At 74.2% G+C, this 18,582-nt stretch carries 17 protein-coding genes; 10 read left to right on the top strand and 7 right to left on the bottom strand.

The features are described from left to right. The first annotated feature begins 111 nt into the window (after positions 1-111). Together pgi and ACI783_RS15190 are read left to right on the top strand one after the other, a co-directional pair. Positions 112-1,740 (top strand): glucose-6-phosphate isomerase, encoded by a 1,629-nt coding sequence (gene pgi, locus ACI783_RS15195; protein WP_457141219.1) that lies wholly within the window; start codon positions 112-114, stop codon positions 1,738-1,740. Positions 1,741-1,973: 233 nt separating this feature from the next. Beyond that, complete coding sequence (locus ACI783_RS15190) at positions 1,974-2,831, top strand: PspA/IM30 family protein (RefSeq protein WP_457141218.1); 858 nt, start codon at positions 1,974-1,976, stop codon at positions 2,829-2,831. Positions 2,832-2,934: 103 nt separating this feature from the next. On the opposite strand, the gene ACI783_RS15185 is transcribed toward ACI783_RS15190, so the two are convergent. Both ACI783_RS15185 and ACI783_RS15180 read right to left on the bottom strand, forming a co-directional pair. Next, positions 2,935-3,786 (bottom strand): Fpg/Nei family DNA glycosylase, encoded by an 852-nt coding sequence (locus ACI783_RS15185; protein ID WP_457141217.1) that lies wholly within the window; start codon positions 3,784-3,786, stop codon positions 2,935-2,937. An 83-nt stretch (positions 3,787-3,869) separates the two neighbouring features. After that, entirely contained in the window at positions 3,870-4,871 is a 1,002-nt protein-coding gene (locus ACI783_RS15180) for a zinc-binding alcohol dehydrogenase family protein (RefSeq protein ID WP_457141216.1), read from the bottom strand. A 154-nt stretch (positions 4,872-5,025) separates the two neighbouring features. On the opposite strand from ACI783_RS15180, the gene ACI783_RS15175 reads away from it, so the two are divergent. Further along, positions 5,026-5,619 carry an antibiotic biosynthesis monooxygenase gene (locus ACI783_RS15175; RefSeq protein ID WP_457141215.1) on the top strand — a complete coding sequence of 198 codons (594 nt, stop codon included), beginning with the start codon at positions 5,026-5,028 and terminating at the stop codon, positions 5,617-5,619. Positions 5,620-5,707: 88 nt separating this feature from the next. On the opposite strand, the gene ACI783_RS15170 is transcribed toward ACI783_RS15175, so the two are convergent. Further along, on the bottom strand, positions 5,708-10,327 hold the full coding sequence (locus ACI783_RS15170) for an ATP-dependent helicase (RefSeq protein WP_457141214.1): 4,620 nt from the start codon (positions 10,325-10,327) through the stop codon (positions 5,708-5,710). Between the two features lie 245 nt (positions 10,328-10,572). On the opposite strand from ACI783_RS15170, the gene ACI783_RS15165 reads away from it, so the two are divergent. The 3 genes from ACI783_RS15165 (at position 10,573) to ACI783_RS15155 (ending at position 12,446) form a co-directional block, all read left to right on the top strand. Beyond that, positions 10,573-10,794, top strand: coding sequence for a KTSC domain-containing protein (locus tag ACI783_RS15165; RefSeq protein ID WP_457141213.1), 222 nt, complete (start codon positions 10,573-10,575; stop codon positions 10,792-10,794). Between the two features lie 51 nt (positions 10,795-10,845). After that, complete coding sequence (locus ACI783_RS15160; protein WP_457141212.1) at positions 10,846-12,111, top strand: MFS transporter; 1,266 nt, start codon at positions 10,846-10,848, stop codon at positions 12,109-12,111. Positions 12,112-12,251: 140 nt separating this feature from the next. Continuing rightward, positions 12,252-12,446, top strand: a complete 195-nt coding sequence (locus ACI783_RS15155; protein WP_457141211.1) for a DUF3046 domain-containing protein — start codon at positions 12,252-12,254, stop codon at positions 12,444-12,446. Between the two features lie 25 nt (positions 12,447-12,471). Here the strand turns inward: ACI783_RS15155 and ACI783_RS15150 are convergent, their stop codons facing one another. Continuing rightward, positions 12,472-13,329 (bottom strand): NmrA family NAD(P)-binding protein, encoded by an 858-nt coding sequence (locus ACI783_RS15150; protein WP_457141210.1) that lies wholly within the window; start codon positions 13,327-13,329, stop codon positions 12,472-12,474. A 104-nt stretch (positions 13,330-13,433) separates the two neighbouring features. On the opposite strand from ACI783_RS15150, the gene ACI783_RS15145 reads away from it, so the two are divergent. The 4 genes from ACI783_RS15145 (at position 13,434) to ACI783_RS15130 (ending at position 16,200) form a co-directional block, all read left to right on the top strand. After that, a complete protein-coding gene (locus tag ACI783_RS15145) occupies positions 13,434-13,820 on the top strand; it encodes a winged helix-turn-helix transcriptional regulator (RefSeq protein WP_457141209.1) in 387 nt (128 codons plus the stop codon). 200 nt (positions 13,821-14,020) lie between these two features. After that, entirely contained in the window at positions 14,021-15,061 is a 1,041-nt protein-coding gene (recA, locus tag ACI783_RS15140) for a recombinase RecA (protein WP_457141208.1), read from the top strand. Positions 15,062-15,069: 8 nt separating this feature from the next. Then, complete coding sequence (locus tag ACI783_RS15135; RefSeq protein ID WP_457141207.1) at positions 15,070-15,900, top strand: regulatory protein RecX; 831 nt, start codon at positions 15,070-15,072, stop codon at positions 15,898-15,900. Positions 15,901-15,981: 81 nt separating this feature from the next. Next, a complete protein-coding gene (locus ACI783_RS15130; RefSeq protein ID WP_457084972.1) occupies positions 15,982-16,200 on the top strand; it encodes a hypothetical protein in 219 nt (72 codons plus the stop codon). Between the two features lie 127 nt (positions 16,201-16,327). Here the strand turns inward: ACI783_RS15130 and ACI783_RS15125 are convergent, their stop codons facing one another. The 3 genes from ACI783_RS15125 to ACI783_RS15115 form a co-directional block, all read right to left on the bottom strand. Continuing rightward, a complete protein-coding gene (locus ACI783_RS15125) occupies positions 16,328-16,756 on the bottom strand; it encodes a hypothetical protein (RefSeq protein ID WP_457141206.1) in 429 nt (142 codons plus the stop codon). A gap of 123 nt (positions 16,757-16,879) precedes the next feature. After that, positions 16,880-17,773 carry an amino acid ABC transporter permease gene (locus tag ACI783_RS15120; RefSeq protein ID WP_457141205.1) on the bottom strand — a complete coding sequence of 298 codons (894 nt, stop codon included), beginning with the start codon at positions 17,771-17,773 and terminating at the stop codon, positions 16,880-16,882. After that, on the bottom strand, positions 17,770-18,423 hold the full coding sequence (locus ACI783_RS15115; protein ID WP_457141204.1) for an amino acid ABC transporter permease: 654 nt from the start codon (positions 18,421-18,423) through the stop codon (positions 17,770-17,772). The genes ACI783_RS15120 and ACI783_RS15115 overlap by 4 nt, the downstream gene beginning before the upstream one ends. Positions 18,424-18,582: the final 159 nt, after the last annotated feature.

The following is an 18,582-nucleotide window of genomic DNA, read 5'->3' as shown; positions in this document are numbered from 1 at the left end:
CGGATGGGGGACCGGCACTCCGGTGCGGCATGCTGCCCCCCGCAGCGTTTGTCCGGACCCGGTGGTGCACACCTGTGTCCTGACAGACCTCGGTCGACCCAGGAGGCAGCATTGGACATCACCGCGACCGACGAGTGGGGCGCGCTCGCCGCCCACCACGCCGCGATCGAGGGCACCACCCTGCGGCAGCTGTTCGCCGACGACCCGGACCGTGGCCATCGCCTCACCGGCACCGCCGGCGACCTGCACGTCGACTGGTCCAAGCACCGGGTCACCGACGAGACGGTCCGGCTGCTCGTCGCGCTGGCCGAGCGGGCCGGCCTGCCCGAGCGGATCGAGGCGATGTTCCGCGGTGAGCACATCAACACCACCGAGGACCGCGCCGTCCTGCACGTCGCGCTGCGCGCCCCCGCCGACCAGCAGCTGGTCGTCGACGGGCAGGACGTGACCGCCGACGTGCACGAGGTGCTGGCGAAGATGCGCGGCTTCGCCGACCGGGTGCGGTCGGGGGAGTGGACCGGCCACACCGGGCAGCGGATCCGCGCCGTGGTCAACGTCGGCATCGGCGGCTCCGACCTCGGCCCGGCGATGGCCTACACGGCGCTGGCCGACTACAGCGACCGGGACATCACCGCCCGTTTCGTGTCCAACATCGACCCGACCGACTTCGCCGAGAAGACCCGCGACCTCGATCCGGCGACCACGCTGTTCGTGGTCTGCTCCAAGACCTTCACCACGCTGGAGACGCTGACCAACGCGAAGGTGGCGCGGGCCTGGCTGCTCGACTCCGGCGCCGACGAGTCCGCGGTGGCCAAGCACTTCGTCGCCGTCTCCACCAACGCCGACGCCGTCGCCGAGTTCGGCATCGACACCGACAACATGTTCGGCTTCTGGGACTGGGTGGGCGGCCGGTACTCCTTCACCTCCGCCGTCGGCCTGGCGCTGATGGTCGCCATCGGCCCGGACGCCTACGACGAGATGCTCGCCGGCTTCCACGCCGTGGACGAGCACTTCCGCCGCACGCCGCTGGGGGAGAACCTGCCGGTGCTGCAGGGCCTGCTCAACGTCTGGTACACGAACTTCTTCGGCGCCCAGACCCACGCCGTGCTGCCCTACAGCCAGTACCTGTCCCGGCTGCCGGCCTACCTGCAGCAGCTGACCATGGAGAGCAACGGCAAGTCGGTCCGCTGGGACGGCGAGCCGGTCACCACCACCACCGGCGAGGTCTACTGGGGCGAGCCGGGCACCAACGGCCAGCACGCGTTCCACCAGCTGCTGCACCAGGGCACCTCGCTGGTCCCGGCGGACTTCATCGGCTTCGGCGAGCCCAACCACGACATCGCGGACATGCACGACCTGCTGATGGCGAACATGTTCGCGCAGAGCGCCGTGCTCGCGTTCGGGCGCACCGCCGAGGAGGTCGCCGCCGACGGCACCGCCGCCGACGTCGTCCCGCACAAGGTGATGCCGGGCAACCGGCCGTCGACGACGATCCTGGCGCCGAAGCTCACCCCTGCGACGCTGGGGCAGCTGGTGGCCTTCTACGAGCACACCGTCTTCACCGAGGGCGTCATCTGGCAGATCGACTCCTTCGACCAGTGGGGCGTGGAGCTGGGCAAGGTGATGGCCCGCGAGCTCGCCCCGGCGCTGACCAGCGAAGGCGCTCCGGAGATCGACCAGGACGACTCGACGGTGGCGCTGGTCGAGCACTACCGGAGGCTGCGCAACCGCCCGGTCTGAAGAAGCACCCCGCTGCCCCCCCCACGCCCCCCACGCCTCGCACGCTCGGCGCGGGACCCTGCAGCGGGGCCGGTCCGGGCTCATCTCTGCGATGAGCCCGGACCAGGTGGCACGACGCCCGGGGGCCTGCGGTGGCTGACCTCCGCGACCGACTGGGACGATGATCGACGACGACGTCGCCCGTGCCGCACCATCCGCCGCCCGGTGGACCGGTGCGCCGGACAGGAGGAACCATGCCCAACCCGTTCGTGAAGTTGTGGAAGTACCTGACGGCGTCGGCCAACCAGCAGATCGACCAGCGTGCAGACCCCAAGGTCCAGATCGCCCAGGCCATCGAGGCGGAGCAGCAGCGGCACCAGGCGCTGGCCAACCAGGCCGCGGCTGTCCTGGGCAACCAGCGTCAGCTGGAGATGCGCCTGAACCGGCAGCTGAGCGAGGTCGAGCAGATGCAGGCCTCCGCCCGGCAGGCGCTCGTCCTGGCCGACCAGTCCCGCGCTGCCGGTGACGCTGCCAAGGCCGCCGAGTACGAGCAGGCGGCGCAGGCGTTCGCCACCCAGCTGGTCAGCGCCGAGCAGGCGATGGAGGACCTCAAGCGCAGCCACGACGAGGCGCTCCAGGCCGCCGAGCAGGCCAAGGGTGCCGTGGAGACCAGCCGCATGCGGCTGCAGACCACCCTCGCCGAGCGCACCAAGCTGCTGTCCCAGCTGGAGCAGGCGAAGATGCAGGAGCGGGTCTCGGACTCGCTGCGGCAGGTCAACGAGCTGTCCGCGCCGGGCAACACCCCGAGCCTCGGCGAGGTCCGGGACAAGATCGAGGCCCGCTACGCCAATGCGCTCGGTCAGGCGGAGCTGGCGCAGGACTCCGTCGAGGGCCGGATGCTCGACGTGCAGAAGGCGACGCTGGACGTCGCCGGCTCCTCCCGGCTCGCCGAGATCCGTGCCTCGATGGGCGGGCAGCAGGCCGTGGGGGGCGGCGGCCAGCAGGCGGTCACCGGCGGTGAGCAGGCCGCGGCCATCGAGCAGGGCACCGGTGCCGTGCCCGCCGCGGAGCAGCAGCCGGCCGCCCAGCCGGCCGAGCGGCCCGAGCAGTAGAAGGGCCACCCTCCTCCCCACGCCTGGCAGGCTCGGCGCGGGGCCCTGGAGGGCGGCCGGGAACGGAGCCCCGTCGTCCACGTGGACGACGGGGCTCCGTCGTTCAGCGGCCGGCCAGCGTCGGCGGGTGGTCGCGCTCGCCGGTGCGGGCGGCCGGGGCGATGGGGCTGCGCGCGGCCTGGCAGCGGGGGCACCACCAGGTCACCCGCTCCTGGGTGTCGGGCCCCTGGTCGCCCAGCAGGATGGTGGTGCCGCAGCGCCGGCAGGGGCGGCCCTTGCGGCCGGCGACCCAGTGGACCTCGCCGCGCCGGGTGCTGCCGGTGGTGCTCTGCTCGGGGTGGTGCTTGTTGGCCTGCATCAACGTGCGGGCCCGGGTGACCAGGCCGGCCAGGTCCGGGACGTCGGCCACGCGCGTCCACGGGTGCACCCCGGCGAGGAACAGCGACTCGACCTTGTAGAGGTTGCCGATCCCGGCCAGGTTGCGCTGGTCGAGCAGGGCGACGCCGATCTGCTCGTCGGGGTGGCTGCGCAGCCTGCGCACCGCCTCGTCGAGGTCCCAGTCCGGCCCGAGGACGTCGGGGCCCAGGTGGCCCACCAGCTGCGCCTCGTCGGCGGTGGGCACCAGCGTCATGTCGTGCAGCCGGTAGCCCACGCACTCCCACTCGTCGGTGGTGAGCACCGCCCGGACGGCGAACGCCGGACCTCCGCGCCACGTCGCGCCGGGCCGGTAGACGTGCCAGCTGCCGTCCATCCGGTAGTGGGTGCGCAGCGTGCGACCGTCCGCGAAGCGGATCAGCATGTGCTTGCCGCGCGGCACCACCTCGGTGACGGTGGCCCCGGTCAGGTCGACGCTGGCGAGCTGCGGCACCCGCAGCTCGCCACGGCGAAGCGTGGCCCCGGCCAGCGCGGTGTTCATCCGCTGGCTGGCCAGCCAGACGGTGTCTCCCTCGGGCACCTGTCCATGATCCCCCGACGTCGCTCGGATCCGCCCGGTCAGCGCAGCCCGGGTCCTCCCGGCCCGGCGGACCCCAGCGGGCCTCAGCGGTGGACGACGACCTTGCCGATGGTTCGCCCGGTCTCCAGCAGGCGGTGCGCCTCCCGCAGACCGGCGGCGCTGAAGTCGTCGATCGTCGTGGTCAGTGTGCTGCGGACGGCGCCGGCGTCGACGAGGGCGGCGGTCTCTGCCAGGATCCGGCCCTGCTCAGCCAGGTCGGGCGTGCCGTACATGGACCGGGTGAACATGAGTTCCCAGCGCCAGCTGATGCTCTTGGACTTCAGCGGCAGCAGGTCCAGGCCCACCGGGTCGTCGATGGCGACGATGTCGCCGAACGGCTTGACGACGGCGGCGAACGCCTCGACGTTGCCGGCCGAGTGCGGCGTGAACAGGTGGTCCACGCCGTCCGGGGCGACCGCGAGCACCGAGGTGACCAGCTGGGTGTGGTCGACGACCTCGTCCGCGCCCAGCCCGATCACCCAGTCGCGCGACTCGGGCCGGGCGGCACCGGCGAGCACGCGCACCGAGGTCAGCTGCTTGGCCAGCTGGACCAGGACCGAGCCGACCCCGCCGGCCGCGCCCAGCACCACGAGGTCGCCGGTGGAGGAGGAGTCCAGGCCGAAGCGGTCGACCAGTGACTCCCAGGCGGTGATCGTGGTGAGCGGGAGCGCCGCGGCCTCCGGGAAGCTGAGCGACGCCGGCGTGCGGGCGACGATCCGCTCGTCGACGGCCTGCAGCTCGGCGTTGGAGCCGGGGCGGGTGATGTCGCCGGCGTACCAGACCGCGTCGCCGACGGTCAGCGTCTGCACCTCGCTGCCGACGGCCTCGACGACGCCGGCGGCGTCGTAGCCGAGGACCTTGGGGGTCTGCTGCGGGTCCAGGCCGGCGCGGACCTTGACGTCGACCGGGTTGACCGAGACGGCGTGCACCCGGACGAGCACGTCGCGGGGGCGCAGGTCGGGAACGGGTAGCTCGACGTCGATCAGGGACTCGGGGTCGGAGATCGGCAGCCCGCGGAGGGCGCCGACGGCGCGCATGGTGGTCATGCCCGCTGAGAACCCGGGCCGGGGCGTGCGCATGCCCGGTCACGCGCCAGCAGCGGCCGACGGACCAGTGGGTCACCCGTCGGGGTGGCCTGCTGTGAGTGGGCCGACAGGCGGGAAGAGCCGACGGTCCGTCGGCGCTGGGCCTACCGTGGACGTGACCTCGCGACTGCGGCACCTGCCCGTTCGGCTGACCGGCAACGGTGTCGCCCGGGAACCGGCTCCCGAGCCGGTCACCGTGACGGTGGCCCGGGTGGTGCGACCGGAGCAGCACGACGCGTTCGAACGGTGGGCGGCCGACGTGCAGGAGCTGGTCGCGACCTTCCCGGGGCACCTGGGCTCCTCGCTGCTGCGACCCGGACCGGCCAGTGACGAGTACCACCTGGTCTACCGGTTCGCCGACGACGAGTCGCTCGCCGACTGGGAGCGGTCGCCGCAGCGACGGGAAGCGCTCGACCGCGTGCACCGGCTCGTCGAGGACGAGCGGGTGGCCCGCTCCGTGGGATTGCAGACGTTCTTCGCGGTGCCGCCGCGCCCCGGTCCGGTGTGGCGCAGCTGGCTGCTGACCGTCGCGGTCGTGCTGCTGTTCACCAGCACGTTCCAGCTGCTCGCCGTGCCGTTCGTCGGCGACTGGCCGTGGCCGCTGCGGCTGCTGCTGTCCGCGGTCTACGTCGTGACGGCGCTGCGCGTGCTCATGCCGCGGCTGAGCCGTTGGCTCGCCCCCTGGCTGCAGGGCTCCCGCCGCAGCTGACGCGGCCAGGGCTCCGCCGGACTGGACCGGCACGCGCGAACCCCGTGGCCCGCGACGTGACTGATCGTGGGGCACCGGGGTTCGATGTTCACCCGCGCAGGCGGAGGCCCCGTGGGGTGGCGGCGAAGCCGGCCGCCTGCAGGGCGGCGGAGAGGACGGTGGCCTCGTGCACCGAGGCGCCGTCGGCCTTCTGCACCGTCATCCGGCCCAGGGCCCCGGAGGCGACGGCCCCGGACAGCGCCGTGGCTGCCTCCTTGAGCACCGTCTCCTCGTCGGTCCAGGACAGCAGCGTCTTGCCGCCGCGCTCGACGTAGAGCACCAGCTCACCGTCGACCAGCACCACCAGGGCGCCCGCCTTGCGGCCGGCCCGGTGGCCGCTGCGGCGTGATCCGGTGCCCTCTCCGAGGTCGACGGCGTCCCGGTCGACGGCGTCCCGGTCGACGGCGTCCCGGTCGCCGGTGGGCCGCTCGGGCCAGGGGAGCGCCGCGCCGTAGACGTTGGCCGGGTCGGTCGCGGCGAGCACCACCGGCCCGGCCGGCGCCCGGTCGGGGCTGGCGAAGCTGCGCAACCGGTCGACCGAGCCCGACGTGCCGAACTGCGCCGCGCCGAGGGTCTCGACGAAGTAGCCGCGCCGGGCGCGGCCGTTCTCCTCGAAGGCGCGCAGCACCGGGTAGACCGCGGAGAACCCGCCGACCACCTGCTCGGCCTGCACCGCGCCGCGGGTGAGCACCCCGTGCCGTTCGAGCAGCGCCTCGGCGCGCGCGGTGGTCCGCTTGGTGGCGTTGGACTCCAGTTCCGGCAGCGCCGACCAGCGCCCGGCCATCGCCGGTGGACCGGTGCGGCTGGGCATCGCCGGGCGGCCCACCCGGGTGCGCCCGTACCGGGTGCGGTCCAGCCGGGCGCGGGGTGCGGCCGGCGCCTTGCGGTGCGCGCCGCCGCCGGCCAGTCGGACGCGCAGCGGGGCGAGCGTGTCGTTGGTCAGCGCCCCGCTCCAGACCAGGTCCCACACCACTTCGGCGAGCGCCTGGTCGTCGGTGGACCCGACCCGGTCCGACAGCGACCGGAAGAACAGCGCCTGCCCGCCGGCCAGCTCCTCGAGCACCTGCTGGGCCACTCCACCCTCGACCTGCGCGCCACCGGGCGGCTCGGGCAGCAGCAGCGGGGCGAGGTCGGCCGGCACCAGGGTGACCCACCCGTCGCCACCGGCGAGCCCACCGGCGCCGGCCCAGAGCACCTCGCCGGCGCTGGTCAGCTCGTCGAGCATGGCGGGGGAGTAGTCACGCACCCGTGAGGGCAGCACCAGCGACTCCAGCGCCGACGCCGGCACCAGCGCCCCGGCCAGCTGCTCGACGACGGCCAGGACGCCGTCGACCCCGCGCGTCCGGCCGCCCACCGACTGCCAGGACGGGGTGAACCGGGCCAGGGTGTCGACCGGCACCGGCTCCACCTCCTGACGCAGCTTGGCCAGTGACCGTCGCCGGATCGACCGCAGCACGTCCGCGTCGCACCACTCCTGGCCGACGCCGCCGGGCCGGAACTCGCCGGTCACCAGCCGTCCGGTGCCGACCAGGCGCTGCAGGGTGGCGGTCACGACGGCGACGCCCAGCCCCAGGCGGGTGGCGACGTCGGCCGGCACGAAGGGCCCGTGCGTGCGGGCGTAGCGGCCGACGAGGTCACCGAGGGGATCGGCCACCGGCTCGGTGAACGCCTCGGGCACGCCGACCGGCAGCGCGGTGCCCAGCGCGTCGCGCAGCCGCCCGGCGTCCTCGATCGCCACGTGCCGCTCCTCGCCGGCGATGCGCACCACGATCGCCCGGCGGGAGGCGACCAGCTCGGCCAGCCACTCGGCCGGCACCCCGCGGGACGCGGCCTCGGCGACGGTGTGGGCGCCGTGCCCGCGGAGCAGGTCGCTGGCGCCGTCGACGTCGCGGGGGTGCCGCTCGGCCGGCAGCCGCTGGAGCTCGGCCTCCACCTCGGCCATCGCGTCGGCGTCCAGCAGCTCGCGCAGCTCGGAGCGGCCCAGCAGCTCGGCCAGCAGGCCGGTGTCCAGCGCGAGGGCCTGCGCGCGGCGCTCGGCCAGCGGTGCGTCGCCCTCGTAGATGAACTGCCCGACGTAGCCGAACAGCAGGGACTGGGCGAAGGGCGAGGCGGTCTGGGTCTGCACGTCGACGACCCGCACCCGGCGGGACCGGACGTCGCGCATCAGCTCGACCAGCCCGGGCACGTCGTAGACGTCCTGCAGCACCTCCCGGACCGCCTCGAGGGTGATCGGGAACGAGGAGAACTCGCTGGCCACCGAGAGCAGCTGGGCCGCCCGCTGGCGCTGCTGCCACAGCGGTGTGCGGCGGCGCGGGTCGCGGCGGGGGAGCAGCAGGGCCCGCGCGGCGCACTCGCGGAACCGGCTGGCGAACAGCGCCGAGTTGCCGACCTCGGCGGTCACCTCCCGTTCCACGTCGTCCGGGTCGAGGATCGCCAGGTCGGCCTCGGGTGCCTCGCCGGTGGTGTCGGGCAGCCGCAGCACGATGCCGTCGTCGGAGTGCATCGAGGCGACGTCGACCCCGTAGCGCTCGCGCAGCCGGGCGGCGAGCACCAGCGCCCAGGGGGCGTTGACCTGCGCCCCGAACGGGGAGTGGACGACCAGCCGCCAGTCGCCGAGCTCGTCGCGGAACCGTTCGACCAGCATCGTGCGGTCGTCGGGCAGGTGCCCGGTCGCCTGCTTCTGCTCGGCCAGGTACGCGAGCAGGTTGGCCGCGCCCCACTCGTCGAGACCCGCGGCCCGGGCGCGCTCCGCACCGGCCTCGGGGGTCGCGGAGCCGACCTCGCGCAGGAACGCGCCCAGCGCGCGACCGAGCTCCAGCGGTCGGCCGAGCGTGTCACCGTGCCAGAACGGCATCTTCCCGGGCAGCCCCGGAGCGGGGCTGACCAGCACCCGGTCGTGGGTGATCTCCTCGATCCGCCAGGAGGAGGAGCCCAGCAGGAAGACGTCGCCCACCCGGGACTCGTAGACCATCTCCTCGTCGAGCTCGCCGACCCGCTTGCCCCCGGTCTCACCGGCGCCGGAGACGAGGAAGACCCCGAACAGCCCGCGGTCGGGGATGGTGCCGCCGCTGGTGACCGCCAGCCGCTGGGCGCCGGCCCGGGCGGTGAGGGTGTCGGTGACCCGGTCCCAGGTCAGGCGCGGCCGCAGCTCGGCGAAGGCGTCGGAGGGGTAGCGGCCGGCCAGCATGTCCAGGACCGCGTGCAGCGCGGAGTCGGGCAGCGAGGCGAACGCCGCCGACCGGCGGAGCACCCCGGCCACCTCCTCGACCGTGCGCGGCCGCTCGGACACCATCGCCACGATCTGCTGCGCCAGCACGTCCAGCGGGTTGCGCAGGTAGCGGGTGGACTCGATGGCCCCGGCGCGCATCCGCTCGGCGACGACGGCGCTCTGCACCAGGTCGCCGCGGAACTTGGGGAAGATGACGCCCTCGCTGACCGCGCCGACCTGGTGCCCGGCGCGGCCCACCCGCTGCAACCCCGACGCCACGGTGGGCGGGGACTCGACCTGCACCACCAGGTCGACGGCGCCCATGTCGATGCCCAGCTCCAGCGACGAGGTGGCGACGACGGCGGGCAGCCGGCCCGACTTCAGTGCCTCCTCGGTGACCGCCCGCTGCTCCCGGGAGACCGAGCCGTGGTGCGCGGCGGCGATCGGGCGGACCTCGGGCGGGAGCCCACCACCGGCACCCGCCTGGGCCATCAGCTGCGCCGGGTTCGCCCCGTGCGGCAACGGCTCGCCCGTCGTCCGCTCGTGGTGCAGCTCGTTGAGCCGGCTGGTGAGCCGCTCGGCCAGCCGGCGGGAGTTCGCGAAGACGATGGTGCTGCGGTGGGCCTCGATCAGGTCGAGCACCCGCTCCTCGACCGCCGGCCAGATCGACGTCCGTGGCTGGTTGCCCGCCGCCGAGCCCTCCAGCTCACCGGTGGGCTGCCCCAGCTGGGACATGTCCTCCACCGGGACGACGACCGACAGGTCCCACTGCTTGCTCGCCGGCGGCGCGACCACCTGCACCGGTCGGCCGCCGGCCAGGAAGGTGGAGACCTCCTCGATCGGGCGCACGGTGGCCGACAGCCCGATCCGTTGAGCCGGGCGCTCGAGCAGCTCGTCGAGCCGGTCGAGGGAGACCGCGAGGTGCGCGCCGCGCTTGGTGCCGCAGACGGCGTGCACCTCGTCGAGGATCACCGTCTCGACCCCGCGCAGCGCCTCACGCGCCTGGCTGGTCAGCAGCAGGAACAGCGACTCGGGGGTGGTGATCAGGATGTCCGGCGGCCGGCGGGCGAAGCTGCGCCGCTCGTCGGCCGGGGTGTCACCGGAGCGGACGCCGACGCTGATCTCCGGCCGCGGCAGCCCCAGCCGCGCGGCCGCCTGCCCGATGCCGGTCAGCGGTGCGCGCAGGTTGCGCTCGACGTCGACCGCGAGCGCCTTCAGCGGGGACACGTAGAGCACCCGGCAACGGGCCAGCGGTTCGTCGGGCGGCGGGGTGGCGGCCAGCCGGTCCAGCGACCAGAGGAACGCCGCGAGCGTCTTGCCCGAACCGGTGGGGGCCACCACCAGCGCGTGCTCGCCGCTGCTGATCGCCGACCAGGCGCCCTCCTGGGCCGGTGTCGGGCCGGCGAACGCGCCGGTGAACCACGCCTGGGTGGGCGTGGAGAAGCGCTCGAGGGCGGACACGGCTCCAGTCTCCCCGCGGGTACGACAGTTCGCCGTCCCCCGGCGCGGACGCCCCGTCCGGGAGCTCCCAGCCGGGCCGCCGGGCCTCGACGAGCTGCCGGCGCGAGTGGGAGACCGAGCAGCCGTCCCGGTCCGGCGCGATGGCCGCGCGGGCCGGGGGGTCGACGAGTCGACATGAGGGTTTGTCGACGGACCCGGGCGGGATCACACTGGTGGAACTACGCCGCTGTGGTTCAGGAGGACCGATGGAGCGGGCGCACGTGCAGTCGTCCAGCGTGCGGTCGGTGGGCTACGACCTCGACCACCGGGTGCTGGAGATCGAGTTCGCCGGCGGCGGGGTCTACGACTACCTCGACGTCCCGCCGGAGGAAGCGCTCGCGATGCTGGAGTCGGCCAGCATCGGGCGCTACGTCAACGGGGAGATCAAGCCGCGGTACCGCTGCCGCGTGGTCCACCGGGCGGCCTGAGCCGGAGGTCTCCGCCCCGCGCCGGCCGGAGGCTGCGGCACACTCGCCGCCGTGACCGCGCCGACGACGATCCCGGACCGGGCGGCCGTGCAGCGCCGCACGGTCGCCGTCCTCTCCGGCGCAGTCGCGCTGGGTGGACTCGGGGTGACCGTCGGCATCACCGTCGGTGGCCTGCTCGCCCGGGAGGTCGCCGGCAGCGACGCCGCGGCCGGCCTGGGGCAGACCGCGAGCGTGCTGGGCGCGGCGCTGATCGCCGTGCCGCTGGCCCGGGTCAGCGACCGCGCCGGCCGCCGGGCGGGCCTCGCCCTCGGCTACGCCGTCGCCGTGCTCGGCGCGCTGGTGGTCCTCGCCGCGGCCGCGCTGTCGTCGCTGGCCCTGCTCCTGGCCGGGCTCTTCCTCTTCGGGGCCGCCACGACCAGCGGGCTGCAGGCGCGGTACGCCGCCGCGGACCTGGCCGAGCCCGAGCACCGCGGCCGCGCGCTGTCCCTGGTCGTCTGGGCGACCACGATCGGCTCGGTGCTCGGGCCGAACCTGGCCGGTCCCGGGGACGACCTCGGCCGGGCCCTGGGCCTGCCCGCGCTCGGTGGCGCGTTCGTGCTGCCGGTCGTCGTGTTCGTCGCCGTCGTCCTGGGGGTCCTGGTCCTGCTGCGGCCCGACCCGCTGCTGCTGGCCCGGCGCCTCGCCGCGACCGCGCCCGCCGTCGGGCCTGTGCCCCGGGCCGGCGCGATCGGTGCCCTGCGCGCGGTCTGGGCCACGCCGGACGGGCGGCTCGGGGTCACCGCCGTCGTCGTCGCGCACTCGGTGATGGTCGGCCTGATGGTCATGACCCCGGTGCACATGGGCGCGGGCGGCGAGCACGCCGACGGCACCACGCTCCGGGTGATCGGCCTGGTGATCAGCGTGCACGTGGCCGGGATGTACCTGTTCTCCCCGGTGGTCGGCTGGCTGGCCGACCGGTTCGGCCGTTCGGCGACCGTGGCGCTGGGCGGCGCCCTGCTGCTGCTCGCGGCGCTGGTGGCCGGCACCGCACCGCCGGGAGCGGCCTGGCAGCTGGGCGTCGGGCTGTTCCTGCTGGGGGTGGGCTGGTCGTGCGGTCTGGTGGCCGGCTCGACGCTGGTGACGGAGTCGGTCACCGACGATGTGCGCCCCGCCGCCCAGGGGGCCACCGATCTGCTGATGGGCCTCGGCGCAGCGCTGGCCGGGGCGATCGGGGGGCCGCTGCTGGCGGGCGGGGGCTTCGGGCTGGTCGCGGCGGTCAGCGCCGGGCTCGTCGTCCCGCTGGTCGTGGTGTGGGTGGATCAGCGCCGGTTCCGGTAGCTCCGCCACAGCAGGACCAGCCAGGCGACGAGTGCGCACACGATGGCGATCTCCAGGATCGTGTCCCAGGTCGGGGAACCGGTGCTCGGGACCATGCGCCGAGGGTAGGCCGGACGGCGGCGGTGGGTACCGTGCTCGCTGTGCGCCTGCAGGAGTTCTGGTCCCGGATGGAGCAGCAGTTCGGCTCGATGCGGTCGCAGAGCGTCGCCCGAGACCACTCGTTCGGCCCGCTCGGTGGCCGGACGGCGATCGAGGCGATCGAGGCCGGGGTGCCGGTGCGCACCGTCTGGCTGGAGATCTGCAAGGCCTACGACGTCCCGCCGAAGGACCGCTGAGGACCACCGGCGGGACGCCGTCGGGTCAGCTGCCCAGGACGGTGCGGGCGTACTGCTCCAGGGTCGTCGGGGCCCGGCCGATCAGCCGGTGCAGGTCGGTGCTGCCGGTGTCCAGCGCCCCCTGGGCGATCGCCTGGTCCAGCGCCACGACGAACCCGGCGGTGGCCTCGGGCAGCCCCGCCTCGGTCAGCGTGCGCAGGTGCTCCTCGGGGCCGAGGTCCCGGTAGACGACCTCGTGGCCGGTCTGCGCCGCGACGACCGCGGCGAGGTCGGCGAGGCTGAACGCCTCGTCCCCGCCCAGTTCCAGCACGCCGGTCTCCGGCTGGTCGGCGGTGAGGACGGCGACCGCACCGGCCGCGTAGTCCGCCCGGGTGGCGGCGGCGATGCGCCCGCTGCCGGAGCTGCCGGTCAGCTCCCCGGTGCCGGCCGCCTGCTGGATCTGCTGGTCGTAGTTCTCCAGGTACCAGTTGTTCCGCAGCACGACGGCGGGGATGCCGGCCTCGGCGATGAGCCGCTCGGTGGCGATGTGCTCGGGGGCCAGCGGCAGCGGGGTGTCGTCGGCCCGCGTCGCGCTGGTGTAGACGACCAGCTGCACGCCGGCCGCCTTCGCCGCCTGCAGGACGTTGCCGTGCTGGGCGACGCGCTGCCCCACCTCGCTGCCGGAGACCAGCAGCAGCCGGTCGGTGCCCTGCAGGGCCGCCTCCAGGGCGGCCGGGTCGGCGTAGTCGGCCTGGCGGACCTGCACGCCGCGGTCGGCGAGGTCGGCGGCCTTGGCGGGGGTGCGCACGACGGCGACGACCTCGGTGGCGGGCACGCCCGCGTCGAGGAGGCCGAGGACGACGAGCCGGCCGAGGTGGCCACTGGCTCCGGTGACGGTGATCAAGGGGCCCTCCGAGGGATGGGTGCTGCGCGGCTGGTACTAACCAATAGTTAGTACAGGTCGGTCGCACCGTACACTCGCAGGCGGCACCGGAGGGGAGGGGTTCCGTGGAGCAGACGGTCGAGCAGCTGGTCGCGGACGTCTTCCGGCGTGCCTGCACCTCGCGCGAGGCCCTCGAGCACGTCACCGGGAAGTGGTCGCTGCTGGCGCTCTCGGCACTGGCCGAGTCCCCGCACCGGTTCGGCGAGCTGCGCCGCCGGATCGAGGGGGTCAGCGAGAAGATGCTGGCCCAGAGCCTGCAGACCCTCGAGCGCGACGGGTGGGTGCACCGCGAGGTGCGCTCGTCGATCCCGCCGCACGTGGAGTACCGGCTCACCGACGCCGGGGAGCAGCTGGTGCCGCACCTGCTGGCGCTCATCGAGTTCGTCGAGGGCCGGATGCCGGCCGTGCACGCAGCCCGGGCCGCGGCGGACGAGGCGCGCTCCGCCCGCTGAGCGATGCCGGCCCCGGCCGGTGGGGCGCGTGGGACGGGCGGACGGCGTGTCGCTGGCTTCGAACACCTGTTCGGTCTACCGTGTCCACAGGTCCGGTGCTCGTCCACAGATGACGTCGGCCCGGCGAAACTGTCAGACCCCCGCCCTAGCGTCGGCGACGACCCGCAGACAGCGCACAGCGACACCCGAAGGTGGCCACCATGGCAGCAACCCTGGACCGCGACAAGGCCCTCGACATGGCCCTCGCCCAGATCGACAAGCAGTTCGGCAAGGGCTCGGTCATGCGCCTCGGCGACTCGCCCGAGATCGCCATGAAGGTCATCCCGACCGGCTCGGTCGCCCTCGACATCGCCCTCGGCATCGGCGGTCTGCCCCGCGGCCGGGTCGTCGAGGTGTACGGCCCCGAGGCCTCCGGCAAGACGACGGTCGCCCTGCACGCGGTGGCCAACGCCCAGGCCGCCGGCGGCATCGCGGCCTTCATCGACGCCGAGCACGCGCTCGACCCCGAGTACGCCCGGGCGATCGGTGTCGACACCGACGCGCTGCTGGTCAGCCAGCCCGACACCGGTGAGCAGGCGCTCGAGATCGCCGACATGCTGATCCGCTCCGGCGCGCTCGACGTCATCGTCATCGACTCGGTCGCGGCGCTCGTGCCCCGCGCCGAGATCGAGGGCGAGATGGGTGACAGCCACGTCGGTCTGCAGGCCCGGCTGATGAGCCAGGCGCTGCGGAAGATCACCGGTGCGCTGAACAACTCCGGCACCACCGCGATCTTCATCAACCAGCTGCGCGAGAAGGTCGGCGTGGTCTACGGCTCGCCGGAGGTCACCACCGGTGGCCGGGCGCTGAAGTTCTACGCCTCGGTCCGCCTCGACGTCCGCCGCATCGAGACCCTCAAGCAGGGCACCGAGGCGGTCGGCAGCCGGGTCCGGGTGAAGATCGTCAAGAACAAGGTCGCCGCCCCGTTCAAGCAGGCCGAGCTCGACCTGCTCTGGGGTCACGGCTTCAGCCGCGAGGGCGGCCTCATCGACATGGGCGTGGAGCAGGGCTTCGTCCGCAAGTCCGGCGCTTGGTACACCTACGAGGGCGACCAGCTGGGCCAGGGCAAGGAGAACGCCCGCAACTTCCTGCGCGACAACCCCGACCTCGCCGACGAGATCGAGAAGAAGATCAAGGAGAAGCTCGGCATCGGTGCGCCGCTCGATGCCCCGGTCGAGGCCGCTGTCCCGGCCGACTTCTGATCCCCGCCGTGTCCGAATCGCTGTTCACCAGCGACGGGCCGGCCGAGGAGCGCGCACGGCCGGCCGGCGGGGAGACCCGCCGCGCCGGCCGTCGTCGTTCCGGACGGTCGGCCGGCGGCTGGTCGGGAGGAGATGACCAGGGGGCGCGGCGCCCCCGAGCCGAGCGTCGTCGCTCGGGGGGTGACGACGCTCCGGGGCGCGCGGAGGACGATCTGGGTGACCCGGAGCAGGCTGCCCGCGCGATCTGCCTGCGCGCCCTCACCGGTGCGTCGAGAACCCGCAAGCAGCTCGCCGACCTGCTGGCCAAGCGCGAGATCCCCGACGAGGCGGCCGCGGCGGTGCTCGACCGGTTCACCGAGGTCGGGCTGATCGACGATGCGGCGTTCGCCGCCGCCTGGGTGACCTCACGGCAGTCGGGCCGAGGGCTGGCCCGCCGAGCGCTCGCTGCGGAGCTCCGCGCCAAGGGCGTGGACGACGAGGTGGCCGCTGCGGCGGTCGCCGAGGTCGACCCGCAGGACGAGTGGGACGCCGCGCGCAGGCTGGTCGAGCGGAAGCTGCCGTCGATGCGCCGGTTGGACCGGGTCACCGCCGAGCGCCGGCTGGTCGGCATGCTGGCCCGGAAGGGCTACGGCGGTGGACTGGCCGGCTACGTGGTCCGGGAAGCGCTGGACACGCTCGCCGCCGAACTGCTGGCCGAGGACGAACGGCTCGACGACCTCACGGCCGATGCGGACGACGGGGGCCCGTCCGCCGGCCCTGAGGTGGGGGAGGGGCAGGTGCGTGGGCTCGGCCGTCGCGCCGCCCGGCCGGGCGACGTCTGGGAGGACTCCCTCCCCTGACGCCCGCGGGCGGTTCCCGTCGACGTCGCGGGGCATGTTCCACAGGAGCCCCGCCGGTGGGCCGTCGAACGGAGGTCGTCTGTGGAGTGGGTCCTCGTGCTGCTCGCCGTCGCAGTGGTGGTCGCATCGGTCCTCTACGTGGGGAGCCGCCGGCGCCGCTGGGAGCGGATGTCCGAGCCGGAACATCCGAGCAACGACCCGCCGGGTCGCGGCGCGGGCGCGGAGAACCAGGCGCCCGACACCCGCGGGGCGGTCAACAAGAGCAGCTGGATGCTCGGCGGGGGCGGCTCCGGCGGGTGAGCGGTGCCGCGAACGCCGCCGGGGCCGGTGCGACGTCCAGGACGTCGCACCGGCCCCGCGCAGTCAGACGCTCGCAGTGCGTGCGTGGTGCCCGGATCCGCCCCCTCGCGGAGTCGGACACGACGGGTCAGCGCGGGCGCGGCACGAACGCGCCGGGGGCGCGGTCCAGCCAGGCCGTCACGTCGACCGCGACGCCGTCGGCGGCCTCGTCGTCCGGCACCAGCCAGCGGCGGCTGCGCTGCTGGCCCGAGCTCAGCCACCGCTCGATGGAGGCGTCGAACTCCGACATCGACAGGTACTTGCCCAGGTCCGGGGAGACGACCGGTCCCAGGAAGGTCACGTCGTTCTCCAGGCCGCCGGGGTAGCGCAGCACGACGCGGCAGCGGGAGCGGCGGTGGCGGGCCGGGGGCACCGCCTCGCGGACGATCGCCTCCTCGGCGCCGGCGGCGGCGGCGAAGTTCGCGGCGGACGTCCGGAGCCGGTTCACGAACAGCTGCGAGGTGTGGTCCAGGTCGTAGTCCATGTCGAACCTCGCGGCGAGGGGGGAGGCGGTCACGTCCCAGTTCTCGGCAGCGGGGGACCCCGGTCCTACCGGCGGGAGTTGCCAAGCCGTCGCGTCGACTACGGCGCTGTCTGACCTGTCTGACCAGGCGGCCCCGAATCGGGCGGATCGGACGCGTCAGCCCCGGGCCGGCGGAAGGCCGGCGACGGCGTCCGGCTCTCCGTCGGTGTCCTCGGGGATCCCGGCGGGGCTCCGCGCGGAACGGCCCAGCCGGCGCTCCAGCCGGGTGGCCAGCAGCGACAGCAGGAGGTTCACCACGATGTAGACGGCCACCGCCGCGGCATAGAGCTGCAGCTGGTAGCGGGAGCCGTAGAAGTTGACCAGGTTCGACGCGGACTGCAGCAGCTCGGGGTAGGCGATGATGAACCCGAGCGCGGTGTCCTTCAGCAGCACCACGAGCTGGCTGATGAGCGCCGGCAGCATCCGGCGCACGGCCTGGGGCACCAGGATCGTGGTCATCACGGTGGTCTTCCGCATGCCCAGCGCGTAGGCGGCCTCGCTCTGCCCCCGGTCGATCGACAGGATGCCGGCGCGGAAGATCTCGCTCAGCACGGCCATGTTGTAGAGCGTCAGCCCGAAGACCAGCGTCCACAGCCGGCTGACGTCCAGCCCGATCGTGGGTGCGCCCAGCAGCAGGAACAGCAGCAGCACCACCAGGGGCACCGCCCGGAAGAACTCGACGATCAGCAGGCACGGCCACCGGAGCAGCCGGTGGTCGGAGAGCCGTCCCACGGCGAGCACGGCGCCCAGCGCGACGGCCAGCACCATGGCGTACCCGGCGGCCTCCAGGGTGTTCAGCAGGCCGTCCCACAGCCGCTGCGGCACTCCGGTCCGGGAGTCGAACAGGATCGCCCAGCGCTGCCCGTCCAGCTGGCCGTTGACCCCCAGCCGCCACAGCACGACGGCGACGACGGCGGCCACCAGCAGGAAACCGCCGACGGTGGCCGCGCGCACACGGGCGCGCCCACGGGGGCCCAGGTCGTCGAACAGGACCGTGGTCGAGGTGCTCATCGGACGATCGCCGTCCGGCGCTCGACGACGGAGATCGCGTAGGCCGAGGGCACGGTGATCACCATGTAGAAGAAGGCGACGCCGGCGAACACCCACAGGGCGCTGCCGGGGTTGTCCCGGATGATGGAGGGGCCGTAGAAGGCGATGTCGGCGACGGCGAAGCCGCCGCCGGCGATCGAGGTGTTCTTCACCAGGGCGATCCAGACGTTGCCCAGCGGGGGGACGACGGTACGGAAGGCCTGCGGCAGCACCACGGTGCCCAGCGACTGGCGGAACGTCAGGCCCAGCGCACGGGCCGCCTCGGCCTGCCCGGCGGAGACGGAGTTGATGCCGGAGCGCACCACCTCGCAGACGAACGCAGAGGTGTACACCGACAGCGCCACGATGGCGGCGAGCACGTAGTCCTCGAAGGTGATGTCGACCTGTGGCAGCCCGAAGACCACCAGCACGAACACCGCCGTCAGCGGGGTGTTGCGCACGACGTTGACGTACACGGTCCCCAGGGCTCGCAGCGGCGGCACCGGGGACACCCGGAAGCCGGCGAGCAGGGTGCCCAGCAGCAGCGCGACGGCCCCAGCCACCACGCTCATCAGCAGGGTGCGCAGGAACCCCGACCAGAACAGGTCAAAGTTCGCGACGACGACGCCCATGCGGTGGTGCCCTCCGGAGCTGGGTGGTGGGAGTGGCGGGGGGGGGGGGGGGGGGGGGGGGGGGGGGGGGGGGGGGGGGGGGGGGGGGGGGGGGGGGGGGGGGGGGGGGGGGGGGGGGGGGGGGGGGGGGGGGGGGGGGGGGGGGGGGGGGGGGGGGGG

The sequence above is a fragment of the Modestobacter sp. SYSU DS0511 genome (assembly GCF_054050755.1).
This window is presented reverse-complemented; position numbering and strand designations above follow the sequence as displayed.

Coding starts and splice junctions, on each gene's coding strand:
- ACI783_RS15115 (WP_457141204.1), bottom strand. CDS start 18,423: ATGGGCGTCGTCGTCGCGAACTTTGACCTGTTCTGGTCGGGGTTCCTG.
- ACI783_RS15180 (WP_457141216.1), bottom strand. CDS start 4,871: ATGACCACCATGCGCGCCGTCGGCGCCCTCCGCGGGCTGCCGATCTCC.
- ACI783_RS15120 (WP_457141205.1), bottom strand. CDS start 17,773: ATGAGCACCTCGACCACGGTCCTGTTCGACGACCTGGGCCCCCGTGGG.
- ACI783_RS15190 (WP_457141218.1), top strand. CDS start 1,974: ATGCCCAACCCGTTCGTGAAGTTGTGGAAGTACCTGACGGCGTCGGCC.
- recA (WP_457141208.1), top strand. CDS start 14,021: ATGGCAGCAACCCTGGACCGCGACAAGGCCCTCGACATGGCCCTCGCC.
- ACI783_RS15165 (WP_457141213.1), top strand. CDS start 10,573: ATGGAGCGGGCGCACGTGCAGTCGTCCAGCGTGCGGTCGGTGGGCTAC.